We start from the raw sequence: 14,018 nt of genomic DNA on the forward strand, positions 1-14,018 counted from the left end.
GGGGTTTCACGGCCGCGCCGAACGGTTAATCGGGTGCTCGATGGGCTTCGACCTCACCCCGACTGGGGCGCAGCACGACCTAGCGCGACGAACACACGAGTTCGCCGTCGACGTCGTTCGCCCGGTGGCATCCGAGTACGACGCGCGCCAGGAGTTCCCCTGGCCGGTGCTGGAAGAGGCCGCGACGCGCGGGTTCTACAGCCCGCTGTTCTACCGCGACCTGATCGGCGATCCCACCGGCCTGTCGCTGCCGATGTTCATGGAGGAGCTGTTCTGGGGGTGCGCCGGGATCGGGTTGGCCGTCGTGATGCCCGCGCTGGCGCTCTCGGCGATCGGCCAGGCCGCCTCACCGGAGCAGATGCTGCAGTGGGCACCCGAATGCTTCGGCACCCCAGGTGATCTCAAGCTGGCGGCGTTGGCGATCTCCGAGCCCGAAGGCGGCAGCGACGTGCGCAACCTTCGGACCACGGCGCGCCGCGACGGGGATGACTGGATCATCGACGGCCACAAGATGTGGATCGGCAACGGCGGCATCGCCAACGTGCACGTCGTCAACGCCGTCGTCGACCAGGAACTCGGCCATAAGGGTCAGGCGCTGTTCATCGTTCCCGGCGGAACCCCAGGCTTGCAGTTGGTGCGCAAGCTCGACAAGCTCGGTTGCCGCGCGTCGCACACCGCCGAACTCAAGTTCGACGGCGTCCGGATCCCGGGCGATCACCTGCTCGGCGGGCAGGAGAAGCTCGACCACAAGCTGGCCAAGGCGCGTGAGGCCATCGAGGGCGCCAAACACTCCGGATCGGCGACGCTGGGCACCTTCGAGCAGACCCGCCCGATGGTCGCCGCGCAGGCCCTCGGGATCGCCAGGGCGGCTTTGGAATACGCCACCGAGTACGCGAACCGCCGAGAAGCGTTCGGTGCGCCGATCATCGACAACCAGGGCATCGCGTTTCCGCTTGCCGAGTTGGCGACCGCGATCGACGGTGCCCGGCTGCTCACCTGGCGCGCATCGTGGATGGCGGCCAGCGGCGTGCCGTTCGAACGCGGCGAAGGGTCGATGTGCAAGATGGCCGCCAGCGAGGTCGCCGTGCGCGCCACCGAAAAGGCCATCCAGACGATGGGCGGCTGGGGCTACATCACCGACCATCCGGTCGAGAAGTGGTATCGAGATGCCAAGCTGTACACCATCTTCGAGGGCACCAGCGAGATTCAGCGGATCGTGATCGCCAATGCGCTCGGCGCCGCCGACGGTAAACCGCCGCTGCACTTCGACCTCGAACCCACCGGTGGGCCGTTCAACCGGATGTTCGGTCGCGGTACGCCGCTACGGGGTCGTGCCGCCGACGCCGCGCTGTCGGCCAAGGACCGGCTCCCGGCCCCGGTGATGCGGATGGCGATGAAGGTGTTACGCCCGCCGCGTAAGTGACTCGCAGTGCAGTCAGGCCCGTCACGGAAACCGCGTGTAGCAGGCGTCGGCGTCGGGATTGACCAGACCCGAGCGGAACGCCATGATCCGGGTGAAGCCCGCGGCGACGGTGTTGCCGTTGACGTCGCTGGCCGCGAGCCCGTTGTTGAGCAGACCGGCCACGGCTTCGTCGAGGTCGCCGGCGGTCAAGACGATGGTGGAACCCGATGGCAGATTCACCTCCGAGACCATGCCGCGCTGCGCGACTCCGGTCAGGCAGGCGGTCCGCAGCGCCGTCGCGGCCGAGTCCAGCTTGGCTTGCCGTTGATGCTGCAGCCCAAGCATGTAACGCGAGGTCAGCACCGAGATAGCGGTGTTGTCGCCCTGGACCAGCACGCCCTGCTCGGTTCCGGCCTGGGTCCCCAGCGCCTGCAGTCCCGGTAGGTCAACCGAGATGGTGTTGGTCCCAGGACAATACGACGTTGGCTCGGTCACCTTCGCATCCGCGCATGACGATTCCGGCTCGAATGCCAACGTCGGCGGCTGCGCGGGGTTGAACTGCGTGTTGAGGGCCTCGACGACGGTTTCGACGATCCCCTTGTCGAGGGTCGCCTCACCGGTCTGCATCGCACCGGTGTCATCGACGTCGAGCATGATCGGCAGATCGGAGCGGCTCTGTTCGACGGAGTCGAGATCGATTGCAGCGCAAGCAGACAGTCCATCGACGAAGCCGGTCTGGAATGCGCTGACGCGATCGAGCGCGGTGCCGTGGCCGCCTTCGACCATCTCGGCGTCTTCGGGGGTGAGGATCGGGTCGCGGATGGTGATGACACCGGCGAGCACCCTGTTGAGGCCGTCGCCGGTGCTCATCTGAAACCGCGGCGAGGATCCTTCGGCCACCCAGCGGATGTAACTGCCGGCGAAACAGTCCGCCTGCTGTTCCCGGACGATGGTGGGGGTCGACCGGTCGATCAGGTCGGCCATGTTCTGCACCGCGTGGCCGTACTCGTGCGCGATGAGCGCCGCGACCGACATGTCGCCGAAAAACTTCTGGCCGGTCGGCACCAGAACACCTCTGTCCCAAGCGATGAGGTCGCTGCGGGGGCAGAAGAACGCGTTGGGTTCGCGGTAGAGAACCTGGCCGCACAACGGCGGGCCCAGCGGATCGTCGGAGTCGTAGGATGCGAGGTTCTCGACCGGTTCGAAGGTTCCGTCCAGCGCCTCGCCGTAATGTTGTTCCCAATACTCCACGAGATCGTTGACCGCCGACAGCGCCATCCGGTCGACCGACCCACCGTCGGTGTAGTTGACCTTGCCGGTCGGTTCGGCCGCGTCGGGCCGGAGTCCGCTCGGGCCGTCGGCGATCTCCAACCCGCCCACGGTGTTCGGGTTGTAGAGGCTGGAAACGGCCTGTCCTTCGACGACCGAACAGCCGGTCAGCACGAGCGCGCCGACGGCAGCCAGTGCCAGAACCGGCGCTCCCCACCGCCGGTTCCGGCGCAACACCCGTCCGATATGCGTCATGCCGCTACCTTCCGCCCGTGACCTCCCACTGATGCTATCGGCGCCTCGGGGTAGCTCCTGACACCGATTTCACGGCCGCTCGCGCTGCTCGAGAATGTCGACGAACCGCTGCAGGGTGGCTGCCGCCGCGTTCGACACCGCCAGTTCGGCCTCGGCGTCGACGATGTCGGCGACCGTCACACCCGCCGCGTTCGCGGCTTCGTGCACCGTCAACTGGCGGTCGTGACGCGCGACGTACAGACGCTGGCCCAGCGTCGCGGAGTCGGTCCGGACGACCCGACGCACGAGATCGGTGTATGCGTGTCGGACCTCACCGAGCGCGACTGCGAGTTCCGGCCGCCCAGTGGCATTTTGCGCAGCGTTGGTGAGGGTGCCCTCGAGACGGCGCAACTCGGCCAGCAACGCGGCCGCTTCGGCGGCGAACCGCGGATCCTCACTCAGCGGCAGCATCGCGATCCGGGCGTAGAAGGCGCGCAGCGCGATATCGGCCGCGTCGACGGCGACCGCCACCTGAACGGTCGGCGTGATCGCCTCGGTGGACTCCTCGTCGGGGGCCGGTTCCGCGTCGGACTGCACCGCAGCACCGTAGGTGTCCGTCGGGTGTGGTCCGGTGTCGGTGTCGACCTGTGGACTCAGCCGCACAAGAACGCCTTCGGGATGGCCGAGATACACCTCGAGCGCGCGGTCCACCGTGGCGGAATCTACGCGCTGCCCGTTCAGGAACACACCGTTGCGGCTTCCGGAGTCGGTCAGCGTCCAGTGGTCGCCCGCCGGTTCGAGGCGGACGTGCATACGCGAAATACCCGGTTCGTCCACGCGGATCTGGGCGGGCATTTCGCGACCGATCGTGACGGCGCCGTCGTCCGGGTGTGCGCGGTATTCGCTGCCCGCGACATGAACCAACAGGGGTGTCGGCCGACCCTGGCGCGGTCCGGTTTCGGCGGAGCGTCCCTCGTCCATCAGACCTCCCGGAGAGCCGGCGTCGCGACCGACGGCGAGCGCCCATGCTATCAATTGCCCTGCTGCGCTGTGGTTTCGCCCAGATACCTAGGGCCGTCCGAACCTTGCAAACTTGTGCACTGCCGGCCTGCCGGCTCGTGGGATGATTGCGTTTCCGCGTAGTTGACGGACGAAACACCACATAGGGGGCCTAGGCGTGAACCCGAACGACCCGGGGCGGGAGTCCCGCGGCGAGGAGACGGCGGACTGGCCGACCGGGCAGCCGGCGCAGGAGGCACAGCCCCAGGACCCCGAGGTCACCCTGCCCACGCGGAGGACGCCCCGCAACTTCCACGAGGAGACCACCCTCGATTCTGCGCAATTTCGTCGACCCGCGCAGCCACCATCGGCGGGGCCCCCCGGCTATCCCCAAGCCGGGCAACCCGGTTCGGGCGGCAACAGGCCGCCGTACCAGCAGCCCACTGCCTGGCCCCCCGGATATCAGCAACCTCCGCAGATCACGCCGGTCGCTAAGCCGAGCGTGGCGGACCGGTTCGGTCCGTACCGCTGGTGGCTGATCGGCGGTGCCGCGGCGCTGGCCATCGTGCTGGTGATCGCGTTGATCGTGGCCGGCAGCGGGGGCGATGACGCTTCCGACGACGGACCGCCCACCAGCCCGGCGCAGGTACCGGCAGGTCCAACGACGACGGTGCCCGCCAGTCCGACCGCCGCGCCGTCCGCGCCGCCGTCGCAGCCACCGCCGCCCATTCCAGGGCCGACCCTCGGCGTCGAAGCCCTACCCGGACTCCTCCTTCCTGCCGAGCAGATCAGCGAGCGGATGAACACCCCGGGCATGGAGTCCATGCCCGTCGTACACCGGCCGCTGCCCGGTTCTCTCACACCCGTGCACTGCACCGGGGCGTGGGGCCCTGCCTACGCGGACACCTACAACGGGTCGGGTTTCACGGGGATCGCCGTACAGGGCACCTTCAAGCAGCCGGCGCATCAGCTGGTGCAGGCCGTCGTCTCGTTTCCCGATCCGCGTGCGGCAAAGCAGTTCTACGTCGACCAGGGCGTCGCGTGGATCGGGTGCAAAGACGTGCACGTCAGGTACGAGAAGGACGGGGTCACCGAAGCCGATATCGGTGCCGCCGCGTTCACCGGCGACATCTTGTCGGTGATGGTCATCCCCACCACCTCGAAGGTCGCCGGTCAGCAGTGCGAGCACAGTATGGCGCAGCGCGGCAACGTGGTCGTCGACGTACGCGCCTGTTCACCGACCGTCGGCAGCGCGGGACTGTCCATCACCCGCGCCATCGCGGACAAGATCAGCCCGCCGGCCTAGTGGTTCTCAGCGCACCTGCCGGGCCAGGGCGTCGACCAGGGTGGTGTTGAGATACTTGGTCGCCGCGTACCCGGGAGAGTTGAGCGCAGTGATGACCTGGGTGTCATCCACGATCACCGTGACGCCCCGGTACGCCGAAAAGGCCGGTGGCAGACCGTTGTAGCTGCCGCCGCCCGCACCGCTGTCCGTGCGCATCACCACCCGCACGTCGGTCGGGGTGGCGTTGAGGTCGTCGGGGTTGGGGACCGGTCGGATCGCCATGCCCGCCGCGGCAGGATTGAAGTCGGCCGGATACCGGAAACCCAGCGATCTCAGGTAGCGGCCCGCCGGCGAGTCGGGCAGCGCGACCCCGATGCCGTCGTCGTCGACCGCGACCACCTCGACGCTCTTACCGTCGAACGCTGGATGCTGGGTGCGCAGGTCGGCCTGCTCGGCGGCGCTCTCGTCGAGCAACTTCTTGGCTTCATCGCCGCGGTCCAGCACGCGCCCTATCCACTCGAGTTGGCTCTGCCACGTCCACTCTGTGGTGTTCTGCGGGCGGGTCACGGTCGGAGCCACTGCGGCCAACGCGTCGTAGGCGGCGGCATCGATGGTGCCGGTGTCTATGATCAGATCGGGGCCGGCCGCTCCGATCGCCTCGGGGTCGGGGTTTTCGAGCACCCGAATATCGCCGTTGACCATGCGCTGCAACCAACCCGGCAAGGCGCCACCGGCCGACACGACCGCCACCGGTTGCACACCGAGGGACAACACCGCGTCGTCATCACCGGGCCCCACCGCGGCCACCGCGCGTGGTGCGGCGGTCAGCTGAGTGTCACCGTGCTGGTGGACGAACGTCTGGGCCTGGTAAGCCGGGGCTGAATCCTCCGGCCACACAGCGATTCCCACGCCGAGCGCGGCTACCAGCACGACGACCGCGGCGATCGCGAGCAACGCCCGCCTACGACCGCCCTCGACTCGCGACCGCGACGCCGGCTGCACCGAGATGGGCATCGGCGGCGGACCGTAGCCCGCCATTGGCGGTCCGCTGTCGCCGGGCCCGGGCGGCCCGCCATAGCCGCCCGACATCACGGCCCGGGGGTACTCCGGCGGGTGCGGCGGCGTGCGCTCGGCAGGCCAGCCAGCCGGCCCGGCGGGCGGGGCCGGGGCGGCCCGCACCGCGTCGGTGGTTTCGTCGAGGGCCCGTGCCGCGGCGGCCGCGAGCTCACCTGCGGTTCGGAAGCGTTCGTTCGGATTCTTGGCCATCGCCCGGGCGATGACCGCATCCATCGCCGACGGTAACCCCGGCGCCAGGGCAGTGGGCCTCGGTGGTGGCTCCGTCAAGTGCGCGGCCGCGACCGCGGCCATGCCGCCGGAGCGCGCGAAGGGGGAAGTGCCCGTGAGCATCCGAAACAGCGAGCAGCCCAATGAGTAGATGTCGGCGCGGTGGTCGGCGCCCTCACCGGCGAGGCTCTCCGGTGCGGCGTAGGACACGCTGGCCATCACCATCCCGGTCTGGGTAAGGCCGACGGCCTCGTCCAGTGCGCGAGCGATGCCGAAGTCGGCGAGAAACACCCGCTCGTCACCGGGCGCGAGCAGGAAGTTGGCCGGCTTGACGTCGCGGTGCAGCAGATGCCTGCGATGCGCATAGTCGAGCGCCTTGGCCACCTCCCCGATGATGTGCGCCGCCCGGGCCGGCGTCATCCGCCCCTGCTCGATCTCCTTGTCGGCGTCGCTGCCCGCGACGTACTGCATCGCGATCCACAGCTGACCGTTCGTCTCCCCACGGCTGTAGACGGTGACGATGTTCGGGTGGTCCAGGGTGGCGGCGAGTTCGGCTTCGCGTTCGAACCGGGCCCGAAAGTGCGGATCCTGCGAGAGCTGCTCAGAGAGGACCTTCAATGCGTCGCTTCGCGGCAACGACGGGTTGCGCGCGCGGTACACCGTGCCCATGCCGCCCGCACCCAACACCGCCTCGATTCGGTAGCCGGCCATCACTGAACCCACGCTCAGCACCATCTGCCACAGCCTCCGGTCACTGACCCGCCAGGATGCGGTACTGGGCCGAGATCTGCTGACGGGCGTCTTCGGCCTTCTGCGAGAAAGCGGTATACGCATAGCGGTCGACGCTTGCCACGCACTTGAAATGCCACGCGACGCGCTGAATGGTCATCGCCTCGGTCGGCGGGACCGCGCCCTTGAGCCGTTCGAAGCAGCGTGCAACTGGCATTCCGACCACGCCGTCGACGGGCCGCACATCCGGGGCAGCGCCCAACTCCTCGGCGAACTGCCCGACGATGCGTGCGGCGCCGTCGGCGTTAGCCGCCTGATACACCGTCGTCAGCCGCTGCGTCACGGCATCGACGCTGGCCGTGTTGAACAACGACGTCGCCGTCACGGGGTTGTCCTCGAAATGCAGCCAGGCCCGTGGGCGCCAGCCGCCGATGATCAACGGCGCGCTGTTGTCGCGGGCGGCCAACGTGCGCGCCATCAACTGGCCCGTCGGATCGAGAGGCAATTGCGCCATCGCCGCCCGCTCAGTCGGCGCGAACTCGTCGATACGCCGCTTCTGCATGCTCAACGCCCCCGCCACGAGCGCGGGCGCGGCGTCGAACATGTTGTCGCCCGAGGCCCGGGAGGACTGGTAGAGCACGTAGGGCCCGTGCGCGGTGAAGCTGTCCACCCGGACGTACCGGTCGTCGGGGAAGACATAGCTCTTGGTGATCGCTTCCGGTGTCCCGGACGTCTCTCTGGGACGCATGGGATCGGCGCCGCTCGGCATGGGCACCTTGTCTGCCATCTCGGCCGCGGCAGCGGCGGCCGCGGCCGGATCGGGAAACCGCATGACCGCGTTGTGCAAGCCGAGCTTGCGTCCCGCCTCCTCCGGCGACACGCGCACGGTCGAAAACCCGCTCACAAAACCATGCGTCGCAGCGATTTCGGGCAGCGGCATGGGCAGCACGGCAAGCTCCCGCATCATCTGCGGTGTCGCGACGGGTGCGATGAGCCCCACCTGGTCCACACCGGGGTATTCGTGCAAAGAGTCGTCGACTTCCCACGGCCCTACCGTGAACTCGGCGAGGCGGTGGGCTTCCAACAGGCCCTGGGCTTGCGGGTCCTCCCCGGCCACGCCCAACGGTCGCCCCGGGGTGATCGAATAGGGCCCGGTGTCCAACAACGCCACCACGACGCCGTCCGAGCCCGTGGCGTCCGGAGCCTTCACGGCCTGTCCTGATGTGGTCGACGAACACGCCGCGATCAGAACGACGCAGCCGAGCGTCGCCACCAGCCGACCCGAACCCTGCCTCGGTCGCCGCACCGACTGTCCCCTTCCTACGCCCACCGCACCATCGGCATCGGGCGTGCGGTTTGACCCAAGTCTGGCACGGCGGCGGGCCCGGTCACGCGCTGAGCGATCCTAGAAGCGCAAGTTCCGCAAGATGTCGTAGACGCCCGCGATCCACAGCAGCATCGGGATCACCGCCGCGATCGCTGCGCCGTCGAGCAACTCGAGAATGCGCTTGGTGACCGGCGAGACCCGTCGCACATCCGCCGTGGCACCGACGATGATCAACGCGACGACTCCAAGGCCGAGGTAGCCGGCCAGCACCAGCCAGGCGGAATCCGGGTACCAAAGACACAACCGAATCATCACACCGGTCGGAATCAACACGACAGCGCTCAACAGCGCCCATGCGCACCACCGTTCGGCGTACAGCCGCGACCGGAATGCGCAGATCGCCGTTACCAGGCCGGCGACGATCATGCTGTGCACGAAGAAATGGCCTTGCACCACAACGGCGATCGCCCCGATCGACAGCACGAGGGCACCGGCGGTGACGAATCCGATCAGCAGCCGCTTGGCCAGTTGGCTGCGTTCGTGCAGTCGCGCCGCGGAGTCCGGGACCGACGCGATGATGGCCTGCCATGTCGCCGACTCCTCGTCCGTGTCGGAGGTGGTGACCGGGTCGAGGAGTTCCTCGTTGGCCACCGTCTCACCCGGTGCCGGGATGGGCGGTAGCGCAATCCTGGCCACCGCGACGGTCAGCTTGGCTGCGTTGGTCACGACGATGAGACCGAATGCGATGGCCCCCACGGCAACCCAGTGCTGCCATCCGTAGCCGTAGGCGATCGCCGCGGCCGTCACCGCGACCGACGTGACAGCGGTGAACGAGGCCAGCTCCGCTCTTCGCCGGGGCCCGCCGCGGGTCGCCAACGTCAACAGCAGCACGACGGCACCCGCACCCGCGATCTGGGGTGCGCCCAACGAGTCGACGCCGCGCGGTAGCGGCACCGCCAATGCCGCCGCGCCGGCGAGGGTGGGCAGCGCCGCGACCAACAGGCTCTCGGCCATGTCGACGTTGGCATACCGATTGACGGCCAACATGCTGCCGCCGAGCAGGCCGACGCCCAGCGCTGCGAGGGCCACCGCCCACCACCAGCCCTGACCCGACCGATCCCAGCCCACCAGCGCCATCACCGTCACAACCAGAGCCACCGCTGGAATAGCAAGGCCGACAAAGCGATTGAGCGCCGATCGGTCGAACTCCGGTGACTCGTCGAGCACTGCGATCGCGTCGATGACGTCTTCGACAAGGGGCCGGTAGCGCTCGGTTCGACTGACCGACACCAGGGTCAACAGTGACCCGTCCACCACGCCCGCGTCATCCAGCGACTCGTTGAATTTCAGCGGCGGCGCACCCGGCCTGGCGAACGCCCAGACCCCCTGCGCGCCGAAGTCGAACCCGGCGAGGACCTCCTTCGGAGTGTCCTCGAGGAGCTCAGCCAGCACCGCCACCGTCTCGTCGATATACGACTCGATCGGCGCTGCCGCGGGCAGCACCAGATCGGTCATCCGCCGACCGGTGAGGATCGTCACCCGGGTGGTCGACGGACGCCCGGGCGTGATGCTCGACGTCGGAGATGCCGCGGCGGTGGAAGTCAACGCCGCTCGAGCCTGTCGAAGTCGTCGGACAGGGCCGCGGCCAACTCGACGATGCGCCTGCGGAATGTCTTGCCGAGGAGGTCGAGTTGGATCTCGGTGCCCGCAGCGATGTGTTTGTCGAAGGGCAGCACGACGACACGTCCGGGCGGGACATGGCGCTCGAACTGCGCGACGAGGTCGTCGACATCGATGTTCGGCTTGCCCGGAACGACATGGTTGATCACCACGCACGACCGGCCGAGCAAATCCTGATATCCGTTCTGCCGCAGCCAGTCCATGGTCATCGCGGCCTGTCGGGCGCCGTCGATCGATGCGCTCGCGACGATCACCAGCCCCGAGATCGTGCCCAGCACACCGCGGGCCGCGGGCTGGAAAAGCCCGGCCCCACAGTCGGCGAGCACGAGGTTGTAGTAGCGCGACACGATGTTGGTCACGCCCTTCCAATCCTCGTCGTTGAACTCGCGCCGCGCGCCGCTGTAATCCTCACTCGAGAGGACTTCGAGGTTCGAGGCGTTCATGCTCGTGTAGGCCCGAATGTCGTTGTAGCGAGCCAGTTCCTTGTCGGCGAGCAGATCGGCCACCGTGGCGGCGGACTGCCGTCCGGCGCGGTCGGCGAGGTTGCCGCCATCGGGGTCGGCGTCGACGGCCAGGATCCGGTCGCCGCGCACCTTGCTCATCGCCGACCCGAGCGCCACGGTGACCGCGGTCTTACCGACGCCGCCCTTGAGCCCGAACACACCGATCTGGTAGGAGTCCCTGGCATTTCGGCGGATCCGGCTGTGCAGCTCCATCTCGTAGAGCTCGTCCGGCGAGAGCCCGAGGTTGATTCGGGTGAGCAGGTAGAGCACGTGGCGCCAGCCGCGCTGCGAGGGCATCTTCACCGCCGACTTCACCCCGACATGGGAGAGCGCGTCGAGAGCACGGTGGTTGCCGATGGTGGCGGCCGACGCCGGTGCGGGCGCGACGAATCCCGCGCCGGGCTCGGGCTGCGATTCCCCGAAATGCTGGCTCGGGGCAGGCGCAGGGGCAGGCCGCGGCGCTGGCGACGGCGCCGGCCGAGGCTGCTCGAATCGCGCCCCCGCCGGAGCGCCGGCCGTCGGTATCCGCATCATCGAATTCGGTGGTGGCTGAGGCGCTTGCGGCCGCGCGGGTGGCATTTGGGTGGTGATCTCCACATCCCGCGGCGGAGGCGCGGGCGCGCTATGGGTCTGACCCACCGGCATCGTCGGCGAGGTCAGCTCGCCGGGCGCCTGACCGGTGGACGCGGGCCGCGGCGCGGGTGTCGCCGAACCGGCGGCGGTGGAGTCGTGTTCCGCCACATCGTCGTCGGCTGTCTGTACAGCGTCTCCGGTGGAGTGGAAGAGCCGGTCATAGTCTGCCGACATGGGTACCTCTCAGTGTTGTCAGTGGGTGCGGAGGCACGAGGTGGGCGAGCCCCCCGAAGGTTGAACCAGCCCACCTCGTGCGGCGCGCTATCCGCCGAACGAACTCTCGATGAGTCGATCGGCCTGGTACATGGTCCCCCCGGTGCCGCCGGCCTCCTGAATCGCGCCCGCGAGTTGCCGAAGAGCCGCGTTCAGCTCAGCCGACGCGGTGTCCCACCGCATCTGGACGGCCTGGTAGGCCTCGGAGCTGGTCCCGCCCCAGACGGCGGCGAGAGCGGCCAAGGAGCCCTTGCCCTCCGCGAGCAGGCCTTCTGTCTGCCCGACGGCGGTCTGGATTTCGGCGGACGCGCCGTCGATCGCCCCGTAGTTGTAAACCTTTTCGCTCATGTCGTGTCTCCGTTCGCTTTTGTAGGTCGGTGGGTCAGAACTGCATCGCCGCCGACAGCGTGCCGGCCTGATCGTCGTCGGTCGCCGCGTACTGCGTGCCAGCGGTGTGAATATTGGCCGAAATGTCGTTGAGCGTGTTGACCTGGCGGACCGCTGCCTCGTGGAAACGCATCAGGGCCGCTTGAGCGGCCGAGCCGGCCTCGCCGACCATGCTCGGGGCCAGAGCGCCCGCGGTCGACTCGACGTGGCCGATAACGGCCTGCAGCTCCCCGCCGATCCGTTCGAAATTCGCTGCCTCCTTGGCGAGGACAGCAACGTCGGTATTCATTGCCATGTTGGATACTCTTTCTCTTTTCCTGTCCTCACCAATTCCCTTGGAACGGCGAGTCTTTCCGGCCTGATGCCGGGAAGTCCTGGTGGACGCCTACCAGTCGTCGTCCTCATCTTCGCCGAGGTCCTGGGGCAGGACCCGCGGTGCCGTCAATCCCTGTCTCGTTCCTCCGCTGGTGCCTCGTGCCCCCATGTGACCCATCGGCGCGCCACCGCCGCCGGCGCCGACAGGTGCCAGCCCGGCGCCCGCCGCCCCGGCGGTCGCTCCCGTGGGCGCCCCGACCGGCTTGGTCTCACCGATGAGGTTCGACATCAACGGGGTCTGTGCCGCCGTCCCGCCGGCACCCGGCAGCGACGCCGCCCGGACCAGCCCCGCGCCGGCTGCCGCACCCGAACCGCCCGCCAGCGGATGGTTCGACAGCGGGGCGGCTCCCACCAGGCCCGCTTGCATCTGCTCGCTGCCCAGACTGCTGCCGAGCTGGCCGAACAGCGAGGTGACCTGCTGCAGCGGCTGGGTCATCTGCTGGACCGGCTGCATCACCATCTGCATGCCCTGCTGCGGCAGCTGGGCCACCGTCGAACCCAGCTGGGACGCCATCTGCGCGCCCATCTGCATCGTCTGGTTGGGGTTCAAGGATTGCTGGGCGAGGTTGTCGGCCTTCCGCCCCTGACTCTCGGCCCCCTGGGCGGCGGTGTTGATGCCGGAGACCGCACGTCCGCCCTGCAGCACACCCGACTCCAGCGAGGCCTGCGCGCCCACCTGGGCGATGACGGCGTTGCGCATCGCTGTGGCCGGCGCGGCCGCCGCCGCGTACCCGACTGCCGCTGCCGCGCCGCCCGCGGCAACGCCGGGCACCACGATCGGCTTCGGCGGCATGATCGGCTCGAAGAGGAGGTTCATGGCGGTTTCGGCTTGATAGATGTCCATCGCCCCGGCCGCCTGATTCCACATGCGAACGAAGTAGTCGAACTCGTTGATGCCGATCGGCACCGTGTTGACGCCCAGAAAGTTGGTGGCTTCGAGCACCGCGTGGGTGATGTGGTTCTGCTCGATCTCCGCCAGCGGCGGGGTGGTGGCCATGGCGAGGCTGTACGAGTTCGCCTGCGCCGTGGCCTGCAGCGCCCTCTTCTGCGCCTGCGCGGATACAGTCCGTAGCCAGGCGACCATCGGCATGGTTGCGGTGACCACTCGCTCGCTGGCCGAACCGCTCCATACTGACGTCAGGGCAGCCAAGCTGCCGGCCAGTTCGTCGGCCTGTGTTTCCAGCGAGATCGCCAATGCCTCCCACCCCGCGGCGGCCTGCAGCATCGGCGCCGCGCCGGCGCCGGCCATCAGCCGCGCAGTGTTGAATTCTGGCGGCATGGCGTGCCAGAACATCGTCTAGGTCTTCCCTCGTGGTCGGGTCGGGGTGTGGTTGGTCGGGTCGCGATCAGAGGGTGGCGGCGTTGGCGCCGTCGACCGCGGTGTAGATGCCGGCGCTCTCGATAACCGCCGTGCCCATCCGCGCCAGCTCTTCCTGGGCGAATGTGTTCATTGCAAGTGTTTCCACACCCTGGACGGCGAAGGCGGCGGCCGCCTGCGCGGACACCTCGTCGGCGCCCGCGGGAACCAGAGCGGTGACCGCGGCCGTGGCCGTCGTGCCTGCGGCCAGTCCTCGGGTGCCGTTTGCCACTACTTGTGCGCCGAGCCCCACGGCGCCTGGATTGTGCGTCAACGGTTCCATCTTGGTTTCTCCTCTTTGGGTCTGAGTTCCAGGGCATATGAATTTATTCATGCGCTAG

General features: G+C 68.4%; 12 protein-coding genes. 2 read left to right on the forward strand and 10 right to left on the reverse strand.

All coding sequences use genetic code 11. The annotated features are described in order from the left end of the window. The first annotated feature begins 40 nt into the window (after positions 1-40). Positions 41-1,423, forward strand: a complete 1,383-nt coding sequence (locus tag ABQE93_RS03970) for an acyl-CoA dehydrogenase family protein (protein ID WP_448405968.1) — start codon at positions 41-43, stop codon at positions 1,421-1,423. A gap of 21 nt (positions 1,424-1,444) precedes the next feature. On the opposite strand, the gene ABQE93_RS03975 is transcribed toward ABQE93_RS03970, so the two are convergent. Both ABQE93_RS03975 and ABQE93_RS03980 read right to left on the reverse strand, forming a co-directional pair. After that, on the reverse strand, positions 1,445-2,926 hold the full coding sequence (locus ABQE93_RS03975; protein ID WP_448405969.1) for a neutral zinc metallopeptidase: 1,482 nt from the start codon (positions 2,924-2,926) through the stop codon (positions 1,445-1,447). Between the two features lie 69 nt (positions 2,927-2,995). Next, positions 2,996-3,886, reverse strand: coding sequence for an FHA domain-containing protein (locus ABQE93_RS03980; RefSeq protein ID WP_448405970.1), 891 nt, complete (start codon positions 3,884-3,886; stop codon positions 2,996-2,998). A gap of 196 nt (positions 3,887-4,082) precedes the next feature. Between ABQE93_RS03980 and ABQE93_RS03985 the strand changes: the two genes are divergently transcribed. Further along, complete coding sequence (locus ABQE93_RS03985; protein ID WP_448405971.1) at positions 4,083-5,210, forward strand: sensor domain-containing protein; 1,128 nt, start codon at positions 4,083-4,085, stop codon at positions 5,208-5,210. Positions 5,211-5,216: 6 nt separating this feature from the next. Here the strand turns inward: ABQE93_RS03985 and ABQE93_RS03990 are convergent, their stop codons facing one another. The 8 genes from ABQE93_RS03990 to ABQE93_RS04025 all read right to left on the reverse strand — a co-directional run bounded on the left by ABQE93_RS03990 (position 5,217) and on the right by ABQE93_RS04025 (position 13,960). Next, entirely contained in the window at positions 5,217-7,208 is a 1,992-nt protein-coding gene (locus ABQE93_RS03990) for a serine/threonine-protein kinase (RefSeq protein ID WP_448405972.1), read from the reverse strand. Positions 7,209-7,224: 16 nt separating this feature from the next. Next, on the reverse strand, positions 7,225-8,508 hold the full coding sequence (locus ABQE93_RS03995) for a DUF7373 family lipoprotein (protein WP_448405973.1): 1,284 nt from the start codon (positions 8,506-8,508) through the stop codon (positions 7,225-7,227). 99 nt (positions 8,509-8,607) lie between these two features. Beyond that, entirely contained in the window at positions 8,608-10,134 is a 1,527-nt protein-coding gene (gene eccD, locus ABQE93_RS04000; protein ID WP_448405974.1) for a type VII secretion integral membrane protein EccD, read from the reverse strand. Further along, positions 10,131-11,519, reverse strand: coding sequence for a MinD/ParA family ATP-binding protein (locus ABQE93_RS04005; protein ID WP_448405975.1), 1,389 nt, complete (start codon positions 11,517-11,519; stop codon positions 10,131-10,133). Before ABQE93_RS04005 ends, eccD begins: the two co-directional genes overlap by 4 nt. A gap of 87 nt (positions 11,520-11,606) precedes the next feature. Beyond that, on the reverse strand, positions 11,607-11,906 hold the full coding sequence (locus tag ABQE93_RS04010) for a WXG100 family type VII secretion target (protein ID WP_448405976.1): 300 nt from the start codon (positions 11,904-11,906) through the stop codon (positions 11,607-11,609). A gap of 34 nt (positions 11,907-11,940) precedes the next feature. Continuing rightward, positions 11,941-12,240 carry a WXG100 family type VII secretion target gene (locus tag ABQE93_RS04015; protein ID WP_448405977.1) on the reverse strand — a complete coding sequence of 100 codons (300 nt, stop codon included), beginning with the start codon at positions 12,238-12,240 and terminating at the stop codon, positions 11,941-11,943. A 90-nt stretch (positions 12,241-12,330) separates the two neighbouring features. Continuing rightward, positions 12,331-13,614 (reverse strand): PPE family protein, encoded by a 1,284-nt coding sequence (locus ABQE93_RS04020; RefSeq protein WP_448405978.1) that lies wholly within the window; start codon positions 13,612-13,614, stop codon positions 12,331-12,333. 52 nt (positions 13,615-13,666) lie between these two features. Further along, a complete protein-coding gene (locus ABQE93_RS04025; RefSeq protein ID WP_448405979.1) occupies positions 13,667-13,960 on the reverse strand; it encodes a PE family protein in 294 nt (97 codons plus the stop codon). Between the last annotated feature and the right edge of the window lie 58 nt (positions 13,961-14,018).

The sequence above is a fragment of the Mycolicibacterium sp. XJ662 genome, from assembly GCF_053484035.1.